The 20,080-nt window shown below is 60.3% G+C and carries 18 protein-coding genes; 4 read left to right on the top strand and 14 right to left on the bottom strand.

The features are described 5' to 3' along the window. Nucleotides 1-20 precede the first annotated feature (20 nt). Nucleotides 21-3,164: a multidrug efflux RND transporter permease subunit gene (locus ACJJVH_RS19935; protein WP_412065893.1), complete on the bottom strand. Its 3,144-nt coding sequence runs from the start codon at nucleotides 3,162-3,164 to the stop codon at nucleotides 21-23. Between the two features lie 4 nt (nucleotides 3,165-3,168). Then, nucleotides 3,169-4,344 carry an efflux RND transporter periplasmic adaptor subunit gene (locus ACJJVH_RS19930; protein WP_412065892.1) on the bottom strand — a complete coding sequence of 392 codons (1,176 nt, stop codon included), beginning with the start codon at nucleotides 4,342-4,344 and terminating at the stop codon, nucleotides 3,169-3,171. Between the two features lie 380 nt (nucleotides 4,345-4,724). Between ACJJVH_RS19930 and ACJJVH_RS19925 the strand changes: the two genes are divergently transcribed. Beyond that, nucleotides 4,725-5,342, top strand: a complete 618-nt coding sequence (locus tag ACJJVH_RS19925; RefSeq protein WP_412065891.1) for an outer membrane protein — start codon at nucleotides 4,725-4,727, stop codon at nucleotides 5,340-5,342. Nucleotides 5,343-5,523: 181 nt separating this feature from the next. Here ACJJVH_RS19925 and ACJJVH_RS19920 read toward each other — a convergent pair whose 3' ends face one another. Then, entirely contained in the window at nucleotides 5,524-6,339 is an 816-nt protein-coding gene (locus tag ACJJVH_RS19920) for an HpcH/HpaI aldolase/citrate lyase family protein (RefSeq protein ID WP_412065890.1), read from the bottom strand. Between ACJJVH_RS19920 and ACJJVH_RS19915 the strand changes: the two genes are divergently transcribed. Both ACJJVH_RS19915 and ACJJVH_RS19910 read left to right on the top strand, forming a co-directional pair. Further along, the gene (locus ACJJVH_RS19915) at nucleotides 6,338-7,198 is read left to right on the top strand and encodes a CoA transferase (protein ID WP_412065889.1); all 861 of its coding nucleotides are present in this window, start codon (nucleotides 6,338-6,340) and stop codon (nucleotides 7,196-7,198) included. The two genes, ACJJVH_RS19920 and ACJJVH_RS19915, sit on opposite strands and share 2 nt — an antisense overlap. A gap of 222 nt (nucleotides 7,199-7,420) precedes the next feature. Then, complete coding sequence (locus ACJJVH_RS19910; RefSeq protein WP_412065888.1) at nucleotides 7,421-7,573, top strand: hypothetical protein; 153 nt, start codon at nucleotides 7,421-7,423, stop codon at nucleotides 7,571-7,573. A 305-nt stretch (nucleotides 7,574-7,878) separates the two neighbouring features. On the opposite strand, the gene ACJJVH_RS19905 is transcribed toward ACJJVH_RS19910, so the two are convergent. The 11 genes from ACJJVH_RS19905 to ACJJVH_RS19855 form a co-directional block, all read right to left on the bottom strand. Then, nucleotides 7,879-9,117, bottom strand: coding sequence for an ABC transporter substrate-binding protein (locus ACJJVH_RS19905; RefSeq protein ID WP_412065887.1), 1,239 nt, complete (start codon nucleotides 9,115-9,117; stop codon nucleotides 7,879-7,881). A 16-nt stretch (nucleotides 9,118-9,133) separates the two neighbouring features. Beyond that, the gene (locus tag ACJJVH_RS19900; RefSeq protein WP_412065886.1) at nucleotides 9,134-10,189 is read right to left on the bottom strand and encodes a CobW family GTP-binding protein; all 1,056 of its coding nucleotides are present in this window, start codon (nucleotides 10,187-10,189) and stop codon (nucleotides 9,134-9,136) included. Beyond that, entirely contained in the window at nucleotides 10,179-10,511 is a 333-nt protein-coding gene (locus tag ACJJVH_RS19895) for a hypothetical protein (RefSeq protein WP_412065885.1), read from the bottom strand. The genes ACJJVH_RS19900 and ACJJVH_RS19895 overlap by 11 nt, the downstream gene beginning before the upstream one ends. A 153-nt stretch (nucleotides 10,512-10,664) precedes the next feature. Then, entirely contained in the window at nucleotides 10,665-11,546 is an 882-nt protein-coding gene (locus ACJJVH_RS19890) for a polysaccharide deacetylase family protein (protein ID WP_412065884.1), read from the bottom strand. Nucleotides 11,547-11,578: 32 nt separating this feature from the next. Next, nucleotides 11,579-12,682, bottom strand: coding sequence for an ABC transporter ATP-binding protein (locus ACJJVH_RS19885; protein WP_412065883.1), 1,104 nt, complete (start codon nucleotides 12,680-12,682; stop codon nucleotides 11,579-11,581). 78 nt (nucleotides 12,683-12,760) lie between these two features. After that, a complete protein-coding gene (locus ACJJVH_RS19880) occupies nucleotides 12,761-13,993 on the bottom strand; it encodes an ABC transporter substrate-binding protein (RefSeq protein WP_412065882.1) in 1,233 nt (410 codons plus the stop codon). Nucleotides 13,994-14,092: 99 nt separating this feature from the next. After that, nucleotides 14,093-14,860, bottom strand: coding sequence for an SDR family NAD(P)-dependent oxidoreductase (locus tag ACJJVH_RS19875; protein ID WP_412065881.1), 768 nt, complete (start codon nucleotides 14,858-14,860; stop codon nucleotides 14,093-14,095). Nucleotides 14,861-14,873: 13 nt separating this feature from the next. Beyond that, nucleotides 14,874-15,626 carry an SDR family NAD(P)-dependent oxidoreductase gene (locus ACJJVH_RS19870; protein ID WP_412065880.1) on the bottom strand — a complete coding sequence of 251 codons (753 nt, stop codon included), beginning with the start codon at nucleotides 15,624-15,626 and terminating at the stop codon, nucleotides 14,874-14,876. After that, nucleotides 15,626-16,471, bottom strand: a complete 846-nt coding sequence (locus tag ACJJVH_RS19865) for an ABC transporter permease (RefSeq protein ID WP_412065879.1) — start codon at nucleotides 16,469-16,471, stop codon at nucleotides 15,626-15,628. Before ACJJVH_RS19865 ends, ACJJVH_RS19870 begins: the two co-directional genes overlap by 1 nt. Nucleotides 16,472-16,473: 2 nt before the next feature. Then, nucleotides 16,474-17,373, bottom strand: coding sequence for an ABC transporter permease (locus ACJJVH_RS19860; protein WP_412065878.1), 900 nt, complete (start codon nucleotides 17,371-17,373; stop codon nucleotides 16,474-16,476). 48 nt (nucleotides 17,374-17,421) lie between these two features. Beyond that, on the bottom strand, nucleotides 17,422-18,495 hold the full coding sequence (locus ACJJVH_RS19855) for an ABC transporter ATP-binding protein (protein ID WP_412065877.1): 1,074 nt from the start codon (nucleotides 18,493-18,495) through the stop codon (nucleotides 17,422-17,424). Nucleotides 18,496-19,049: 554 nt separating this feature from the next. Between ACJJVH_RS19855 and ACJJVH_RS19850 the strand changes: the two genes are divergently transcribed. Then, nucleotides 19,050-20,060, top strand: a complete 1,011-nt coding sequence (locus tag ACJJVH_RS19850; RefSeq protein WP_412065876.1) for a GntR family transcriptional regulator — start codon at nucleotides 19,050-19,052, stop codon at nucleotides 20,058-20,060. Nucleotides 20,061-20,080: the final 20 nt, after the last annotated feature.

Genomic DNA, 20,080 nt, shown 5'->3' with positions numbered 1-20,080 from the left:
GAACGTCATCATCCCAGCTGTTATTCTGCCGGCATCGCCTTCCCCTCGTCTCCCGACGCCCGTTTTCGGCCCGAGAGTTTGTCGATAAGTCCGATGACGACCGTGAAAAACACCGGCACGAAGAATACCGCCAGCACGGTTGCGGAAATCATGCCGCCCATGACGCCCGTGCCGATCGCCCGCTGGCTTGCGGAGCCGGCACCGCTTGCGATGACCAGGGGAACCACACCGAGGGTGAAGGCAAGCGATGTCATCAGAATCGGGCGGAAGCGAAGATGGGCCGCCTCGACCGCAGCGTCGTAGGCCGACCTGCCTTCCGCGCGCAGGTCCTTGGCGAACTCGATGATCAGGATGGCGTTCTTGGCGGAAAGCCCGATAATGGTGATCAGACCAACCTTGAAATACACATCATTCGGCATGTCGCGCAGCATCACCGCCGCCAGCGAGCCGATAATGCCAAGCGGAATGACCAGCATGACCGAGAGTGGAATGGCCCAGCTTTCGTAAAGCGCAGCAAGGCAGAGGAAAACAAGCAGGCACGACAGCCCGAGCAGCAGCGGCACCTGTGAGCCTGACTGGATCTCTTGCAGCGACTGGCCGCTCCATTCATATCCGAATCCCGCAGGCAGCAAGGCGGCGATCCGTTCGACTTCGGCGATCGCATCGCCGGACGAATAACCGGGGGCTGCCTGACCACTGAACCGCATCGCCGGAAAGCCGTTATACCCGACGAGTTGCGTTGGCCCCTTTGACCAACTCACCGCAGAGAAGGCAGAGATCGGCACCATGCCGCCCTCATTATTGCGGACGCTCATGTCGAGAATATCATCGATCGTGCCACGCTTTCCAGGTTCGGCCTGAACCGTGACCTGCTGCATTCGCCCCGCGTTCGGGAAATCGTTGATATAAGACGAGCCGATATTGGTGCTGATCGTCTGGTTGATATCGGCGAACGTGACGCCGAAGGCATTTGCTTTCTCGCGGTCGATCGTCAACACAGTCTGCGGTGCATCTGCAAGCCCTTCCTCCCGGACGCCTGCCAGGATCGAGCTCTTTCGCGCCTCAGCCAGGAACTGGTCTCGAGCACTGCTCAACGCCTGATAGCCACGATTGGCACGGTCCTGAAGCCGGAAGGAAAAGCCGTTGCTGTTGCCGAGCCCAGAGATTGCCGGTGGAGAGGTGGCAAAAGCCAGCGCGTCCTTGATCGACAGGAAGGCGCCATTGAGCTTTTGTGCGATTATCGCGGCCGACTGGTCGGCGGATCGTTCACTCCAGTCCTTCAGGGTCATGAAGACGAGTGCCGCATTCTCCCCGGCGCCAGAGAAGCTGAAGCCATTGATGGCGACGACACGCTCGACCGACGGATCGTCCAGTACGGTCTTTTCCATCGCAGCGACCGATTCCGCCGTTCGCGCTGACGTTGCATCGGCCGGGCCCTGGACCTGGGCCAACAAAGTACCCTGATCCTCGACCGGCAGAAAGTCGGTCGGAAGCCGCAGGAACATATAGGAGGTGGCGCCAGCCACAACCAGATAGACAAGCATGACCCGCCCTCCCTTTGTCAGCAGGTATCCGACCCAGCTGCTGTAGCCATGAGAGGTTTTGTCAAAGCCGCGGTTGAACCAGCCGAAGAAGCCCTTCTTTGTGTGAGCATGACCCTTTTCGATCGGCTTCAGGAAGGACGCGCAAAGAGCCGGCGTCAAGGACAGCGCCAGGAACGCCGAGAACAGGATCGAGGCGACCATCGTCAAGGCAAACTGTTTGTAGATGACGCCGACCGCGCCGGGGAAAAACGCCATGGGGACGAAGACCGAGGTCAACACCAGCGTAATGCCGATCACCGCCCCGGTGATCTGCTTCATCGCCTTCTTCGTCGCCGCCTTCGGCGAAAGCTCCTCCTCCATCATGATGCGTTCGACATTTTCGACGACGACGATCGCGTCATCAACAAGAATGCCGATGGCCAAAACCATGCCGAACATCGTCAGAACGTTGATGGAAAATCCAAGCGCAAGCATGACGGCACAGGCACCAAGCAGCGCGATCGGTACGACGATGGTCGGAATGATGGTGTAGCGGATGTTCTGCAGGAAGAGCAGCATCACAAAGAAGACCAGCACCACCGCCTCGACGAGCGTCATTAGCACCTTTTCGATCGAGATCGAGATGAAGGGCGTGGTGTTGTACGGGATCGACCATTCCACGTCCGGCGGGAATGAGGTCGAAAGCTCTGTCATTCTTGCCTCAATCGCGGTTGCGACATTGAGCGCATTCCCACCGGCGGCTAGTTCGACCGAGACACCGGATGCGGGCTTGCCGTTGATGCGGACAGAAGTGCTGTAGCTTTCCGCGCTGATCTCGATGCGGGCGACGTCGCGCAGCCGGACCGTCGAGCCATCCGCCTGGGCTCGGAGCACGATCGCTCCGAATTCCTCCGGTGACGTCAACTGCCCCTTGATCAGCAAAGATCCGGTCGTGCGGCGGTCCGGCCCGGCAGGTGATGCCGCCAACCGGCCAGCCGCCACCTGGGCATTCTGCGACTGGATGGCTTGCGTCACATCCTGGGGTGTCAGGCTGAAGCCGAGAAGTCTGTCCGGATCGACCCAGACGCGCATGGCGCGCTCGCTACCGAATTGCTGAACGCTACCGACGCCCGGCACACGCCGAAGCTCGCTCGCGACATTGCGGCTCATGTAGTCGCCAAGCCCCACACCGTTAGTGGCGCCACTTTTCGACGTCAGGGCGACGACAAGCAACGTCCCGCCGCCTGTCGCATCGACGCTGATGCCCTGTTGTACGATGGAGGAAGGAAGCCGGGCCTCAACGCGTCTCACGCGGTTCTGCACCTCGACAGCCGCCGTCTCGGACTTGGTGCCCGGTTCGAAAGTGACGGTAATGTTGATCGATCCAGAGGCATCGGAAGTCGATTCATAGTAGAGGAGACCGGGAACCCCGTTTAGCTCCTCCTCGATCAGACGCGTCACCCCGTCATAGGTGTCTTCTGGCGATGCGCCTGGATATACCGCCGAGATCTTGATCTGCGGCGGCGCGACGTTCGGATACTGCGATACCGGTAAAAGCGTCAACGACAATGTGCCGGCCAGCATGATGACGATGGACAGGACCCAGGCGAAGACAGGGCGGTCGATAAAGAAGGCAGCCATCGGGTCACTCCTCCTTCGCCGCGGTAGTCTGCGAGATAGCGGGATCGGTCCAGGGTTCCGCTGCCACCTGCGCATCCGGTGCCACCTTCTGGAACCCTTCTACGACCACCCGATCCCCGGCTGAGATTCCTTCAGTGACGACCCATCGCCCATCGACGAGCCATCCGAGCGCGACGGTCCGCAAGTCGACTTTTTCTTCCTTGCCGACGACATAGAGCTGAGGTTTACCGGCAGTGTCGCGCTGGACCGCCTGCTCGGGGACTGCGAGCGCGCCGTCCATCGCAGCCTGTTCGATCCTTGCGCGGACATACATGCCTGGCAGGAGGTTGAGATCAGGATTGGGGAACTCGCCGCGCAGGATGAGTTGACCTGTCGCCGAATTCACTGTCGCTTCCGAGAACAGCAACTTGCCATAATGAGGATAGGGTCGGCCTTCCGCCGAAATGAGCTTCAGCACCGCACTGCCGCTCTCGTCGGCCTGCAGTTTTCCGTCAGAGACCGCGTTCTTCAGCGCGATCAATCTGTCGGCCGGCTGGGTGAAGTCGGCATAGACCGGGTCCATCTGCTGGATCGTCGCCATCACATCGGATGTCGGGCTGACTAGCGCGCCCTCCGTCACAAGAGCCCGCCCTATTCGCCCCGAGGCCGGGGCGCGGATTTCAGTGTATTGAAGATCGAGTTCAGCCGACTTCAGGTCGGCCCGCGCACGCTCCATGTCGGCATTGCTCTGTGCAAGCTCGGCGACGGCGGTGTCGAGGTTTTCCCTGGCTGCCACGCCGGTTTGCGACAGACGGATTTGCCGATCCGATTTTTGACGCGCAAGGCGCTGGGCCGCAATCGCAGAGTCAAGCGTTGCCCTTGCCGCATCGACCTTTACCCGGAACGGTTCGGGGTCGATGACGTAAAGGAGGTCTCCCTCTCGAACGGTCGAGCCCTGCTCGAACACGCGTCTCAAGACGATCCCGGTGACGCGGGGGCGCACATCGGCGGTCACCATCGGCGCGACCCGACCAGGCAATTCGTCAACGACCGGCAGGCGTTCGGGCTTTACCTCAAAGACGGAAACTTTGGACGGTATCGGAGAAGTCGACTGGCTCTTTTTTTCTTCCGAGCACCCCACGAGAGCGATAAAGGCGCAGATCGCAAGCAGGCGGCCTGATCGGCCCCAAAATACATTCATTGAACATCCTCTACATGTCGATGCCCTCCACCTCTCAATCGAGGGCCAGCATGTGAGTAGCCAACGGCAATTCTCCTATTCATGCGGCGAGCGTGTCAGTTGAATGCCAAGCTTAAGCGATCGTCGCGTTGCGATAGATTGTTTGTTGTTGAGAGATGTTGTGACTCTTGCGGACATCGACACAAACTGACCGGCCTGTCGCTTGATCATGGAGAAAGTCGACCAGAAAAGTCCCGGTTCAGCGGGCCGAACAACCATCGCAATATAACGCAATGTGAAAAGACACTCCGCAACATTGGAATGATGCATGGTTCTTTCCATGAGACGGACCGAGCGATCGCGACACCGCTCTCTAAGTCTGCAATTGAAAGAGGCAATCTATGCGTATTAAAGTCATCGCTCTAACCACCCTGGCTCTCTCGGCTGCAATGCCAGCTGTCGCAGCCGATCTCACCAATAACGAGCCCGCTCCTCCGGCCGCGCAGGAGGCCTATTCCGCTTATGATTGGTCGGGCTTCTATATCGGTGCGCAGGGTGGATATAATTTCAACCAGGCGACCGTGTTGGGCTCGGATCAGGATATCGATAGCGGCTCTGCGGGTATCCATGCTGGTTATAACTTCCAGTCCGGCAATATCGTCTACGGTATCGAAAACGACTTCAACTATAACTTCGAGGACAATAAAAATGCCAATCTCGAATGGGATGCATCCGGACGCGCCCGTGTCGGTTATGCGCTCGACCGTACGCTGTTCTTCGCAACAGCAGGTGTCGCCGCAGCAGGTGGTAAGGTGGATGCCGCGGGCATCGGCAAGAAGGACGATATCCTGATCGGCTGGACCGCAGGCGGCGGTATCGAGCACGCGTTTACCGACCATATACTGGTTCGCGGCGAATATCGCTACTCGGATTTCGGTAACAAGGATTTCGGCGACGGGATCGGCGACTTTGGCGCGACCCAGCATAAGGTCCTGTTTGGCGCCAGCTATAAATTTTGATATTACAAGGTCGCCAAGTGACAGGCACGCTTGGCACTTGGTGTTTCACCTCTATTCCAAGGGCACGCAGTGCAAGGGGATTCCTGGATGAGGATAGAGGCGTCGCACAAGCAGCGCCTTACGGCAAAGTGAGTGTTGACCGGCGTGCGGGAAAGCCCGAGTGAGTGAATATCATAATCGATCATTTTATCCCCTTGCAGCTCTCGGTCGCCGCTGCCAACAGATAACGGGCCCGTTCAACCACTGGTCGGTCGATCATCTTGCCTGCGAACTGGCTGGCCCCTTCGCCGCCCTTGCTGACGGCATCGAGGACACCGCGCGCCCAGGAGAGTTCGTCTTCACTTGGCCCAAATCGCGCGTTGACGACGCCGACCTGGCGGGGATGTATGCATAACTTTCCGCCGTATCCGAAGTCTCTTGTCCTCGCTATGTCGGCTTCAAGCGCTGTGTCGTCGTTCAGCGCGGTAGTAACACCGTCGATGGGTTGCGGCAGACCCGCATGGCGAGAGACGATGGCGATTTGAAATCGGGCCTGATCCAAGGCTGGGCTTGTTGGTGACATACGCGCATCGGTGCTGAAGTCTATATTGCCGAAAGCCAGACGCGCAACGCCCTTCATGCTGGCAATCTCGCCGGCTTGAACCAGGCCGGGGACGGTCTCGATCAGCGCAATCGGCGACCGGTCTACGAGGTAATGAATGACTTTTTTCATGGTTGGGAGTTCCGCCTTTGGCACCATGACTTCGGCGCCCGGACAGTCGGCTATGGCATGCAGGTCGGCATCGAACCAGTGGCTGTCCGCTGCATTGATCCTCACCACGCCCCGGCCGCCCAGTTGCAACCAACGGACCACTTCCTGCCGTGCCATGTCCTTGTCGGCAGGTGCCACCGCATCTTCCAGGTCCAGTATGATGCGCTGCGCACCGGAACCGGCCGCCTTGGCGAAACGGTCCGGTCGGTGGCCGGGGACAAAAAGATAGCTGCGCGGCTGGCTCATGAGACGACTAGGCGATCTCTTCCACCAGCGGTCCGGCACCGTAACCGCCACCGGCGTCATGTATGCCAACCGCGCCACCGGTAAGCCGTCGCGCCTCGGCCCTTCCTATCATGATCAGTTCGCCGGTTGTTACGCCGTCATGTCGATCCTGGCCGCGCTCGTCGATCCATCGGCGCCGAGCGAACGCCGCAATATCGAGCTCGGCCTTTATGAGACGGGCCTGCATATTGCCGCCCGCGATCTGGTCGGCGTGCAGTTGAAATCGCAGATGACGGGCAAGCCCGAACAGGAGCCCTCGCCGGAATTCAGCATGCCTGGTTACGGCGCCTACGAAACGTCAGACGGGCGCTGGGCCTATCTCGTGATGCTGACCGACGACCATTGGCGCCGGTTCTGCATGGCCGCGAACATCACGCCGGATCCGGAATTCGTCACGCTTCGGCATCGCCGTAAACGGCGGGCGGAAGTAGAGGCGATCGTTGCCCGTGCGGTCGGCAACCTTCCATATGACGAGATCGCCGCACGGCTGGCAGCGGCTGGCGTCGGTTTCACCGAAGTCCTCTCGGCCGACCGTGTGCTCGACGCGCCACAGGCGAACGAACCGATGAAATATTCCGAAATTCCGTTTGCAGGTTTCAATTTCCAGGCGCCGAACTTTCCGCTGCCCGCGTTCACGCGCCAGACCGACCTCGAAGAGGCGCCTCCCTTGCTCGGCGAACATACGATTTCTGTGCTTCGCAGCGTTGGCTATTCGGAAAGCGACGTTAACGGCCTGATTGATGTCGGCGTAGTCCTGCCGGCAACGCGAGATAGCGACCTTTGGAACATGCGCTCGGAACCACAGGCCGCTGCGGGGTAGCAATCTTCGCAAGCAGCCATCACAACCAGCGTCACCGGCAATTACGAGTCCTGATCACAAGAGCGGCCGCTAGCGCGGGTGGGTTGGATGGCTTAGGCTTCTTCGAGAAAAATTGTTCATTTTCGCCGGTGAGATTCTTGATGGAATGCTGCACTGCAGCGGAACAATGAGCGGCTCCGCCAATTCTCAAAGTCATCACCCTCCCGTAGCCAGGAGGTGACAATGGATCCCACGGTCGATCCCGTTTATTTCGCCAGGAAACAGGACGATGGAACGTGGAGTATCGTCGACAGTCAGACCGGCCTGACCGGATTTGATTTATGCAATGATGCTGCTGTCAGTCGAGAACATTGTTCTGGATTTTTCGCAGCGTAAATTTAAACTTCGCGGAGGTCATTTCCTTAATCACAGGTGTCTACAGCAAGTTAAGTGCACGGCATGTCTGACAATATGGAAGGGATGCACGGCATTGAACTGCGAAATCATGGCCGTTGCCTGCAGCAGTACGCGATCGGCGTTCTGCAAATGGTTACGGGCTAGTTCTGCTGAACCCTTGGTTCTAATCACATAACACTGCTGAATTGTTCTCACTGGTCTCCTCGACCAACGTGACAGGATCGAGACTGCCGAATTCGATCAAGACCGAGAGCTGCCGATCGATTTGCCGAGATGTGTCTGTGTCATAGGCCCTGCTCTCCCCTGCCGCCCACAAGCTGCATCCAGCGGCGTACCAGATAATTGTGCTCATCCATTGTCGTATTCCAGATGGCAATGCAATTGGCGCGCTGCCAATAGGACCCGCCGCTGCGCATCGACCCCTTTCTGATCCGCGCCTGCCCGTCCGGGCCGGGCAGATCCTCTATCGCGGTGGCACCTTCGTACCAGTAGTCCCATTCGGCCTGCGTCATGAACCGGCGAGAACGCTGCGGCGTCGAAATATAATAGCCCTGCCGCGCAACGACGGCACCCGGCCAGCCAGAGATCCACCAGTTCAGATAGTCGTAGGCGACATCGAGCAGACGACCACTGAGATGCTTCGAAAGGCACAGGCCACCGTGCCAGGCGCGATAACCCTCCGCAGGAACGGCCTGCTCGACGGGGGAGCCCTTGGAATTCAGGATGCCGATGCCGGGCGACCACATGCTCTGGACGCTGGTCTCGCCGGCGATCATCAGCCGCGCCGCATCCTCGGCGGTTTTCCAGAAATCCCGGAAGAAGCCGGCTTTCTTGCGCTCCTCCAGAAGATCGATCAGCTGGTCTATCTCCTGGATAGACATATTGCCGATATCGTCAAAGGATATGAGACCGGCGGCCTGTGCCGCCAGTGCAGCATCGAAAATGCCGATGGCGGGCTCGTCCACCAGGGCGACCCTGCCCGCCCAGCGCTCGTCAAAAAGCACCCCCCAGGAATGCATGCCGACGCCATTCGGCGCCAGATCGGTCCGATAGGCGAAGCTATCGAAATTATGTGTCGTCGGTAGCATCGAGATGAAGCGCGATGGCGTATCGCCCAAGGCGAGGTTCGGCTGTACGAAAAGCTTCTTCGCTGGCACGTCGCCAAGCCCCATTCGCGGGTTGGGGCCGATATGGCCGGTCTTCGTCAGATCGTTGACCTCATCCCAGAGCACGATGCGCTGGGTGTCGACCGGCTGGATCGCGCGCCAGTGCCAGACGATATCGAGATTGTGAAAGCACTGGTCGTAAATATCGTAGGTTTCCGGCTCGCGGGCCGCCTTGTACTGCGTCGTCAGGAAGTCGTTGTTGTCGAAAGTGACATCGATGCCGAGATCGTCCTGTGCGCGCAGGCGCAGTTCCTCCAGCAACGAGATTGCAGTGCCGAGAACGCGCAGGCGCGGCCGGCCCCTCAAATGCAGAGCGGGGGCAGACATGCTTTTGGCGACGGATTCATGCTTGTTCATAGAGATACCGATTGTCTCATTGCGCCGCGGCGGTAGCGTAAGACGCAGCTGCGGGCACGCGCGCCAGTGTGAAGGCTTCAAAGGAGCGTTTCAATAGCGCGCCGTCGAGCCCATCCAAGATGAAAACCAGCCGCGAGGCGCGGTCCTCCGAAGGCCATCCATCCATATGCACCGGCGTGTGAACCAGATGCTGAACCCCATGAACGGCTACCGGGCGCTCCTCGCCACAGAGATTGAGGATACCCTTCACCCTCAGCACGCGCTCGCCATGCCTGTTGAGCAGCATGGTCAGCCAGAGCCCGAAAGCCGTCCAGTCGACGGGCCTGTCGATGCTGAGCGAGATCGAGGAAATGGCAGCCTGATGCGGCGCCCCGCCGGAGGAGACGAGCTGCATCGGCGCCTCGCAGTAAAAGCCGCTCTGCGACAGGCTGCTGCTGGGCGAGATAGCGCTTTGGGCGGTGACGAGCGAGGAGAGATCGAGATCTGGGTCGGCGGCCATCAGGATCGGCGCATCAGGGTTCAGTACACGGAGGCGAGCTTGAAGATCCCCTCCATCATAGCTCGCCTGAAGATCGGTCTTGGTGACGATCAAGCGGTCCGCGACCGCGGCCTGCCTGTTGGATTCGATATAGGTGCCGAGCTGACGCAGCCCATTCACCGCATCGACCGTCGTAATCACATTGCCGGCGCAGAAGTGATGGCGAAGGACCGGATCTGCCTTGATGGTCGATAGAACCGGGAAAGGATCGGCAAGCCCGGTGCTTTCGATGATGACGCGCCGGAATGGCGGCAGCAGCCCGCGCTCGCGGCGGGAGTAAAGTTCCTTGAGCGCGGCGGCGAGTTCGCCGCGCACCGTGCAGCAGACGCAGCCGGAGCGCAGCAGCACCATTTCGCCGTCGACGCTTTCAACGAGATCGTGGTCCAGCCCAATCTCGCCGAATTCGTTGATGAGCACGGCGGTATCGGCAAAGGCCGGGTCCGCCAGAATGCGCTTGAGCAGCGTCGTCTTGCCGGAACCGAGAAAGCCGGTCAGCAGGTTAATCGGCAGAAAGCCGCTTGTCTCAGCCGCCATGCCGCGCCTCCATCCTTGCGACGAAGGCAAGATCGAGGGGGTCGCAGGGCCGGCCGACGAGCCTTTCGGCCGCCGGCCAGAGATGACCCAAATCCTCGATGATCTCGCTCCTGCCCGTTCGCGTCGACAGCACGAAGGAGGCGCCCTGCCAATCGGAAAGGACAAGGCCGAAGCCTGAAAGCATCTCGTTGGCGGCACGCACGCGCTCGACGCGCTCGCGCCGCCTGTCGACGCTGGCGTGATTACGGGTGAAAACGCCCGGCCGGGCCGCGGCATCCGTCCAGTGCTCATTGCCGCCGAGCACGCCGCACAGTGAACACATGGTGATCCGTCTCCTTGAGGATTGGTGCTCTCGGTCTTTCAGACTAGAGCCTTTCCGCTTTTCTTCGAACCGCGAAAACGCTCTACCTCTTCGTTTGTACGCAATTCCGGGCGGAAAGCCGCGACGCATTTTTCCTGGAATTGCTTTAGCCGGCTATTTCTTGCGCGGAAAGCGGGCGGCGAAATCGTCGGCGATCTCGTTCATCGTGACGAACTTTACGCCCGGATGCTTGACCATATGCGCGTAGAGTCGTTCGAGCATCATCAGCACCTGCGGCCGGCCGGCGACATCAGGATGGATGGTGATCGGGAAGACGGCGTAATCCATCTCGCGATAGACCCAATCGAACTGATCGCGCCACATCTGCTCGATATGATGCGGATTGACGAAGCCGTGGCTGTTCGGGGATTTCTTGATGAACATCATCGGCGGCAGATCGTCGAGATACCAGGATGCCGGAATTTCGATCAGATCGGTTTCCTTGCCGCGCTTCAGGGGAACCATCCATTCCGACGGCTTGCTCAAATAGTCGATCTTCGTCCAGCTGTCGCCGACGCGCACATAATAGGGTGTGAAGTCATTGTGCATCAGCGAATGATCGTACTTGATGCCGCGCTCCAAGAGCAGCTCGTTGGTCACATTGGAGAATTCCCACCAGGGCGCGACATAGCCGGTCGGGCGCTTGCCGGAAAGCTTGGTTACCAGCTCGATGCACTTGTCGAGGATTTCCGTCTCCTGCTCGCGCGTCATGGCGATGGGATTTTCATGGCTGTAGCCATGGATGCCGATTTCATGGCCGGCATCGGCCACAGCCTGCATCTGCTCCGGGAACGTCTCGATGGAGTGGCCGGGAATGAACCATGTCGTCTTGATGCCGAAGCGCTCGAAGAGCTTCACCAGCCGCAGGCTGCCGACTTCGCCGGCAAAAAGGCCACGCGAGATGTCGTCAGGCGAATCCTCGCCGCCATAAGAGCCGAGCCAGCCGGCGACGGCATCGACGTCGACGCCAAAACTGCACAAGATTTCCTTTGCCATGGGATGACCTCCTTCGATCGGGTTTTTAATTATCAATGAGCTGGGATTACGGTCGCGTCGGCCGAATCCCAGGTAAGCATGACCTCGGCGCCGACGAGAAAGGCGCCAGGCCGGTATTTGTCGACGTGAGCTTCCAGCGCCAGGCCACGGCCGTCGGGCAGACTGATGCCGATCTGCGAGATATGGCCGACCACGTCGAAACGCTCGACGCGCGCGCCGACCACATTGCCGCCGAAAGCCCGGGCGAGATTTTCGCGCGCCGAGCCGCCCGCTGCGTGAACTTCGATCGCCTCCGAAGGAATGACGATGTTGACCTTGCTGGAGAGGCCGCCATTGGCACAGCCCGACAAGGTACCGAAGGATGTCGCGACGAATGTGCTATCGGCCTGCGTGCCGGCGACCTCGCCTTCGAAGATGGTATTGCGGCCGATGAACTGCGCCACGAACGGCGTATCGGGACGTGTATAGAGCTGATGCGGCGGGCTGATCTGCTCCACCCTGCCCTGGTTCATCACCACGATACGATCGGACAATGCCAGCGCTTCCGATTGCGCATGGGTCACGAAGACGAAGGTGACGCCGAGCTTCTTCTGCAACAATTTCAGCTCGTTCTGGATCGCCTTGCGCAGGTTGGCATCAAGAGCGCCCAGCGGCTCGTCGAGAAGCAGCACATCCGGCTCAACCACGAGGCCGCGCGCAAGCGCGATGCGCTGGCGCTGGCCGCCGGAGAGCTTGTCCGGCTTTCGCTCGGCGATATCCTCCAACCCGAGAGTCGCGAGGATACGGTCGACCCGCGCATCCCGTTCGGCCTTAGCCATGCCCTTGACTTCCAGGCCATATCCGACATTCCGGCGCACGGTCATATGCGGAAACAGTGCATAGTTCTGGAAGATCATCGACGTCGGCCGCTTCTGCGGCCGGACATCGTTCATGCGCTCGCCCTTGATCATCATGTCGCCGGAGGAAATGCTTTCGAAGCCGGCGATCATGCGAAGCGTCGTCGTCTTGCCGCAGCCCGACGGGCCGAGGAATGCGATGAATTCACCCTTCCTGATCGAAAGATTGAAGTCGATGACGGCCGGCGTGCCATTGTCATAGACCTTGCCGACATCGATGAGTTCCAAATCATACGTCACGAGAGATCTCCGGGCGTGGTGGAAGAGGCGGACATCGCCTCCTCGCGCTACTGGGAATGGGCGGCTGACGCCGCCCCATTACGCATTGAGGAATTCATCCCACTTCTGGACGAGATGGTCGTATTCGTCCGGCCACTGGTGCCAGTAGGCGACATTCTTGGCGCGCTCCGCCAGCGAGCCGCCGTCGCGCAGGTCGCCTTCCTTGATGCCGCGCTCGGCGGCGCCGACCCAGGGCTTGCCCTCGTACCAGAAGGCATATTTGTCCGGCGCCATGACCTTCTCGATATTGGTCGACGGCGAATAGTAACCCTGCTCGGAAACAGTGATGCCGGGCTCGCCGGAGAGCCAGTAATCGGCATAGGCGATCACGGCTTCCTTGTTCGGCGTGCCGGCGATCATCGACGGGCCGATCGCCCAGCCGCGATAGCCTTCCTTCGGCACGGCATATTTGCACGCCTTGCCCTGAGCCTTGACCGCCATGACGGCCGGCTGCCAGGCGTCGCAGACGACCATTTCACCCGATGCCATCAGATTGACCAGCTCGCCGAAATCGCCCCAAAGCGCCCGGAACTGCCCGTCCTTCTTCTTGGACACGAGGAACTTCGCCGCCTCGTCGATCTCGGCCGTGCTCGGATTGCCCGGGTTCTTGACGTTCGAAAGCCCGAGTGTGTTCATGGCCATGATGGCCTGGCCGAAGGCGATCAGCGGATCGGTGTTGAGACCCGACTTGCCCTTCCACTTCGGATCGAAGATCGCCGACCAGGTGTTGGCTTCTTCGGCCGAGAGAACGTCCGGATTGTAGCCGATAGAATCGTAATTATAGACCGCAGGCACCATGTTCAGCATGGTCTTGGCATCATCGGCCCAGATCTGGCCGACGATCTGCTGCTTCGGATCCCATTTGTCGGAGGGGGTGGTGAAGGTATCGCGGATATTGGCCCAGTTCCTCAGCGAGGCTGCCGGCACCGGTTCGACATTGCTGGTCATGACGATCGACGGCAGGCGCTCGCCGATGATCTCCCAGCAATCGTAATCCTTGGAGCCGGAAAGGATCTTGGTTTGCGCGTCCGGGAAGGTCGCAGCCGTGCCGGAAGTCTGGCCGACACCGCTCACCTTTCGGAAGTCATCGAGAATGCGCTCCTGAACCGTCACCGAAAGGCCAATGGTACGCAGTTGCTCCTTCGCGAGATTAGCAGCCTGCGCATAGGCCGCCCGCGACGACAGGAAGGGCGTGCTACCCCCGATCGCGAGAGCCATCACGCCGGCGGAATGCTTCAACAGAGAGCGTCTGTTCATTTCCATTTTGGACATTTTTGTTCTCCAGTGCTGATTGCTGTTCCCTTGGCTCTTGGTGAGCCTGCTTTATTGCCGTATCGCCGTGTGCCCGGTCCGTTGCCGGGACGATGGCGATCAGTACCGCCCCACCAGGAGGCCGCCATCCACGACCAGAACCTGGCCGGTCATGTATCTCGCGCCCTTCGACGCGAGGAATGCGATCACGTCGGCGATGTCTTCGGGCTCGCCGAGCCGGCCCATCGGAATGAACTCCGCCGCCTTTTCCGCGCCTGCGGGCCCGAGCGAATTCTCCTCCGAAAGAAGCTGGGCGGTGCGGATGTAGCCCGGCGCGATGCCGTTGACCCTAATGCCGTCTCTCGCCAGTTCGACGGCAAGCCCGCGCACCAGCCCGACAACACCCGATTTCGCCGCCGAATAATGGATATGCTCGTCCCACCCATAGGCGACACCCATGATCGAGGAGAGCGCGACGATGCTGCCCGATCTGCGGGCACGCATGCCAGGTACGGCGGCACGCACCAGCCTGAAGATGCCCTTCAGGTCGACATCCATGGTCAGATCCCACTTGTCGTCGGTAAGCTCACCGAGCGGCGTACGGTGGGCGATGCCTGCATTGGCGACGATGACGTCGATCTTGCCGAAGCGCGCCTCGACATTGGCAACGAGCTTGTCCGCGGCCTCGGTCGAGCGCACGTCATAGAGATGGAATTCGGCGGAGCCGCCGGCGGTAAGAATGTCGCGAACGGTCCGCTCACCTTCCTTTTCGAGGATGTCGGTGACGACGACATGGTCGCCGAATGCAGCAAAAGCCTTCGCCGCCGCCTGGCCGATACCGATGCCCGCGCCCGTGACGATGACGACTCGCTTTTCTAAACTGTCCATCTGCTTTTCTCCTTCAGAGCATCACGTCACCGGAATTGGGTCCGAGCGTCTGGCCGACAAAAAGGCTCGCTGCCGGCGACGCCAGAAAGGCTACGGTCGCGGCCACCTCCCCAGGTTCGCCAAAGCGGCCTAGCGGCAATTCGCGCTTCTTGCGTTCACGCCATTCTTCGGAAAGACCGAGCACCAGCGGCGTATTGATCGGCCCAGGCGCGACGGCATTGACCCGCACGCCGCGGCTCGAAACTTCGCGGGCAAGCGCCTTGGTCATGCCGATAATCGCTGCCTTGGCGCCGGAGTAATGAACCAGCTCGATGCCACCGATCTGCCCGAGCTGCGAGGCGACGTTGACGATGACACCCTCGCCACGCGCCAGCATCGAGGGAAGGACGGCCTTGGTCATCAGAAAAGTGCCCCGCACATGCACCGCAAACATCCGGTCGAAATCCTCAAGCTCGAGGTCCTCGAATGCTGCCTGATGGGCGACGCCAGCATTGTTGACGAGAAGGGCGACGTTGCCGTGCGAGGCCCTGGCAGCGGCATGGATCGCGGCCACATCCTCGAGTCTGGCGACGTCACCGGTGATCGCGGTCGCCGCACCGCCCGCCTTTTGGATCTCCGAGGCAACAGCCTCGGCACGCTCGCCCGAGAGGTCGTTGACCAGAACCGCATAGCCATCGGCACTGAGGCGAAGCGCAATGGCGCGGCCAATACCGGAACCGGCGCCGGTGACGATGGCGGAAAAGGGGGCTGAAACCCTCTGCGTCATCACGCGTCCTCCTGAATGCGGACACGCTTGGCCCGGCGGACCGACAGGCCTATCAGGATCGCGTAAGTGCCGAGAAGCGCGAAGGAAAACAGCGTGGTCAGAACGCCAAAGGCGAAGACGTTCGGATGCACCTCGACGGAGAAGGTGCCGTAGATGGCAAGCGGCAAGGTCAGTTCACGGCCGGAGGCGAACAGGGTGCGGGAGAACTCGTCATAGGACAGGGTGAAGGCGAAAAGCATGGCCGAAAGCACGCCCGGGAAGATCAGCGGGAACGTGACCTTGCGGAAGGTGCGCGCCGGCGTGACGCCGAGCGACCACGACGCCTCCTCCATGCTCGGATCGAACCTGTTGAAGATCGCAAGCATGACGAGGAAAGCGAAGGGGAAGGTGTAGACGACATGCAGGACGAAGGCCGTGCTCCACCAGTGACGATCGATGCCGAAGGCGTTGGCGACAAGTGCCATGCCGAGACCGACCAGTACGCCCGGCACCATCATGCCGAGAACGATCAGATAGAAAGCAACGCCCGAACCGCGGAACTTGCGGCGAAAGGCCTGTGCCGACATGACGCCGAGCACGGTTGAGACGATCATGGTCATCAGCGCCAGTAAGAGCGAGCGGATCAGCGCCTGGTCGATCGGCAGCGGCGCGATGCGCGATGGCGGGGTCAGGCCGAAGAGATGCCGATACCAGTAGGTCGACCATTCGATGATCGGAAATTGCGGTCCGCCCTCAGGGCCAGTCTGGAACGACAGGATCGCCAGGACGACGAGCGGTCCATAAAGGAAGATCAGGAAAAGGGTCGTATAGACGCCCAGGCCAAGCTTGATGCCGCCAGCATTCATGATCAAAGCTCCTTTCTGAGGTCGACGACCTTGAGCAGGGCTGCGACAACAGCGCCCATGATGATCGTCAGGACGACGCCGGCGACCGCCGCAAAGGCCCATTTCAGCGAGCCGACCTGGGTGACGATGATATTGCCGAGCAGATTGACCTTGCGACCGGACAGGGCCGCCGACGTTGCGAATTCGCCGAGAACCATGACGGAGACGAAGATCGCGCCAACCACCACGCCGGGCATGGAAAGCGGCAGGATGATGGTGCGGAAGATGCGCCAGAAGCCCGCACCGAGATCCTGGGCCGCTTCGATGACCGAGGCGTCGATGCGGCCCATCATGAAGGCGATCGGCCCAACCATGAAGACGCAGTAGATCTGCGTCATGCCGATGACGACGGACAGTTCCGAAAACAACAACACCTCGATTGGCTGCCGAATGACGCCCAGATTCATCAGGATCATATTGATCGCGCCCTCGGTGCCGAGCATGGGCCGCCAGGCGAGCACGCGAATGAGGAACGATGTCCAGAACGGGATGACGCAGAGAACGAGAAGCACCGTCTGCAACGTCTTGTTCTTGATGAGGAGGCCGACGAAAAGCGCTGCCGGATAGCCGACGACGAGCGTCGACAAAAGCACAAGCAGCCATATGCGGATCGTCGTCCAGAGCGCTCCGAGATAGGTGGGGCTGGTCAGGAAGGTGATCCAGCTCTGCAATGTCAGCGTCGGTTCGATCTTGAAGGTCGTCTGCGTCCAGAAGGAAACATAGACCATCATCAGGATCGGCAGGACGAGGAATGCGGCCATCCAGATCATGCCCGGCGCCAGAAGCCAGAGCGTCTTGTTCGATTTCCGGCGCACGGTTGCGCCTTCCTGCACGGCTTCCTCGCTTGTCGCGACCATGGTCATCTCTCGCTCTCCTTGGAGGGTCCGGTGGAAGGTTTCGAAGGGCTCATATCAACCGAAAACAAGGGCATCCTCCCCCTTCCAGACGAGCGCATAGCGGTCCTTCTCGACAAAGGCAGGCCGGCGGGCGTGGCTCAAATGGGATTCGACCTCGAAGACGTGGCCACCATCGAGCGCAAAGAAGGAATTGACCGCCGCGCCGGAGTATTCGCTGGCGATAAAATCAGCTTCGATGCGCACTTCGCCATCCGAGAGCGCCGCATCGCGGGGGCGGATCGAAACGCGGTCGTAGCGGATCGCATAGGCTGGCTGCGGCGCCTTCCTGCGCGATCCATTCAGAGGAAAGCGGCCGGCAGGCCCGACGAAAGCATCCTCGACGACATTGCCGGCAAAGAGGTTGTAGCAATTGAGAAAGCGGGCGACGGAGGCCGTTGCCGGGCTATTGTAGACGACATCCGAAGCGGCGGCCTGCGCGATGCGGCCGCGATCGAGCACAAGCACCAGATCCCCCATCGCCAGGGCTTCGCTCTCGCTGCCCGTGACATGCAGGAAGGTTACGCCGCAGCGTTCGCGGATGATCTTGAGCTCGCTCCGCATGCGGCTGCGCAGATTGGCATCGAGCGCGCCGAGCGGCTCGTCCAGCAGCACCATCTTCGGCTCCGTCACCAACGTACGCGCCAAGGCGACGCGCTGGCGCTGGCCGCCGGAAATCTGCGTGACCGCGCGGTCATCAAATCCCTTGAGGCCGACCAGCGACAGCATGTCCTGAACCCTCTTTGCCAGGACGCGCGCATCCGTCACCGGATCGACCTTGCGGTTGCGCAGGCCGAAGGCGACGTTCTCAGCAACGGAAAGATGCGGAAACAGAGCAAAGTTCTGAAAAACGAAACCGATCCCGCGATCATGCGGCTCCACGCCATCGAGCCGTTTGCCGTGAAAGAATATCGAACCGGCATCCGGCTCCTCGAAGCCGGCAATGACGCGCAGCAGCGTCGTCTTGCCGGAGCCGCTCGGCCCGAGCAGCGAGATATAGGCATTGTCGGGCAAAGAGAAATCCACCCTGTCCAGCGCGGCTGACGCGCCATAGGACTTGGTGACTTGGCTGAGCTGAAGAACGGTCGACACCGAATTCCCACCAGTTTCAAGGCAAGGACCATCTTTCAGGCAAAGCTCCGCCGCCGCCGGGATCGCATCGGCCCGGACGCTCAGACGTCAGCCTGCGTTCGCGCATTATCACATGCGCGTCAAAGAGATGTTCCTTGGCGTTTCAAAGAGTTCCACCTGCGGCGCTTCTGACGAGCGCCTTGATGATGAGAGCATTACATAAATGATTTTTGTATTCAATAGACTTTTTGTGAAAAAGTGAGTGTCCGAAGCGACAATCGATTGAGGGGTACTCGGCGGCGGCGCGACGATATCGTCAGATATCTCCATTTATGCGCAGAATCGGCGGCAAGGTGGCCGCTGCAAGCGCCACGTCATGACGCTGCACTCAGAAATCATTCAGCAAGCAGCGCGCTTTATCGCGCTATGGATCGGCACCTATCGACGCGATAGCTCACCATGCTCGCGCACATAAAATATATTTTGTATTCAATATTCATTTATTTTTGCGCTATGTTAGCGCAACAAAAAGCGTAAGAGTGGGGCATCAGAACGACGTGAGTCCATTGGATCAGATGACCGAAAACCGTGCGCGCCCGAATGCGCAAAAGCGCTACGAGATCGCCGAGGATGTTCTGCGCAGCAATATCGAAGACAACACGCTGCCGCCGGGCGTGGTGCTCCTCGAAGGCCCGATCGCCGATATCCTGCAGATTTCCCGGGCGCCCGTACAAAGGGCATTGCAGACGCTGGAAGGCGAAGGGCTGGTGCATCGCTTCAACGGGCGCGGCTATCTCGTCGGCCCTGCCGGCCAGGGTATCGAGCCGAATCGCACCGACATCAAGACGCTCGGCCTGACCATCCCGCGCCACGCCGACGAGGCCTTGCAAAGCCGCTCCTCCTGGGAACGTATCTACAATACCGTCGAGGCCGATGTCGCCGGCTGCGTCGTCTTCGGCCAATATCGCATCATCGAGATCGAGCTTGCCGATCATTTCAACGTCAGCCGCACCGTCGTCCGCGACGTACTCACCCGCCTGCGCGAGCGCGGCCTCGTGCGCAAGAACCAGTCGTCCCATTGGATCGCCGGCCCGCTGACGGCGCAGATGATCAAAGATCATTACGGCCTGCGTGGCATGCTGGAGCCGCAAGCACTGGTCGCCGGAGCCAGCCGGGTCGATCGGGAGCGGCTGAACGACTTGTTTCTGCGCCTCTGCGATCTCGAGCGGCACGAACCGGCCGACCACCTTGCTGCGCTGGAGGCCATTCATGCGGATTTCATCGAGATCTGCATCCTCGCAACGCCGAACGAACGGCTGAAGGAATCCATCCGCAACAACCTGCTGCCTGTCACGGCGACGGAACGATTGCTGCGGCGGCTCGGCCTGCCCGGCGATCCCGCCATCATCACGGAACTGCGCCTGATTGCGGAGCTGTTGCTGCGCGGCGCGGTGAAGGCGGCGGCGGCGATGATGGAGAACCATCTCGAAGCTTCCGTCGACCGCACGATCGCGCAGATGAAGATCGTCGCCATCATCCCCGGCCCCGGCGTGACGGCCGCCTATCTGACCCGTGTTCTCGAATGAAGCGCAGGCAATCCTTGCCC

The organism is Rhizobium sp. SYY.PMSO (genome assembly GCF_046840415.1).
In the GTDB taxonomy this organism is placed as follows: domain Bacteria; phylum Pseudomonadota; class Alphaproteobacteria; order Rhizobiales; family Rhizobiaceae; genus Rhizobium.
The sequence above is the reverse complement of the archived record's forward strand: the minus strand, read 5'-3'. Positions and strand labels throughout refer to the sequence as shown.

Coding starts and splice junctions, on each gene's coding strand:
- ACJJVH_RS19850 (WP_412065876.1), top strand. CDS start 19,050: ATGACCGAAAACCGTGCGCGCCCGAATGCGCAAAAGCGCTACGAGATC.
- ACJJVH_RS19875 (WP_412065881.1), bottom strand. CDS start 14,860: ATGGACAGTTTAGAAAAGCGAGTCGTCATCGTCACGGGCGCGGGCATC.
- ACJJVH_RS19870 (WP_412065880.1), bottom strand. CDS start 15,626: ATGACGCAGAGGGTTTCAGCCCCCTTTTCCGCCATCGTCACCGGCGCC.
- ACJJVH_RS19925 (WP_412065891.1), top strand. CDS start 4,725: ATGCGTATTAAAGTCATCGCTCTAACCACCCTGGCTCTCTCGGCTGCA.
- ACJJVH_RS19890 (WP_412065884.1), bottom strand. CDS start 11,546: ATGGCAAAGGAAATCTTGTGCAGTTTTGGCGTCGACGTCGATGCCGTC.
- ACJJVH_RS19915 (WP_412065889.1), top strand. CDS start 6,338: ATGAGACGACTAGGCGATCTCTTCCACCAGCGGTCCGGCACCGTAACC.
- ACJJVH_RS19935 (WP_412065893.1), bottom strand. CDS start 3,164: ATGGCTGCCTTCTTTATCGACCGCCCTGTCTTCGCCTGGGTCCTGTCC.
- ACJJVH_RS19865 (WP_412065879.1), bottom strand. CDS start 16,471: ATGAATGCTGGCGGCATCAAGCTTGGCCTGGGCGTCTATACGACCCTT.
- ACJJVH_RS19900 (WP_412065886.1), bottom strand. CDS start 10,189: ATGGCGGCTGAGACAAGCGGCTTTCTGCCGATTAACCTGCTGACCGGC.
- ACJJVH_RS19860 (WP_412065878.1), bottom strand. CDS start 17,373: ATGACCATGGTCGCGACAAGCGAGGAAGCCGTGCAGGAAGGCGCAACC.
- ACJJVH_RS19910 (WP_412065888.1), top strand. CDS start 7,421: ATGGATCCCACGGTCGATCCCGTTTATTTCGCCAGGAAACAGGACGAT.
- ACJJVH_RS19895 (WP_412065885.1), bottom strand. CDS start 10,511: ATGTGTTCACTGTGCGGCGTGCTCGGCGGCAATGAGCACTGGACGGAT.
- ACJJVH_RS19920 (WP_412065890.1), bottom strand. CDS start 6,339: ATGAGCCAGCCGCGCAGCTATCTTTTTGTCCCCGGCCACCGACCGGAC.
- ACJJVH_RS19905 (WP_412065887.1), bottom strand. CDS start 9,117: ATGAACAAGCATGAATCCGTCGCCAAAAGCATGTCTGCCCCCGCTCTG.
- ACJJVH_RS19930 (WP_412065892.1), bottom strand. CDS start 4,344: ATGAATGTATTTTGGGGCCGATCAGGCCGCCTGCTTGCGATCTGCGCC.
- ACJJVH_RS19880 (WP_412065882.1), bottom strand. CDS start 13,993: ATGTCCAAAATGGAAATGAACAGACGCTCTCTGTTGAAGCATTCCGCC.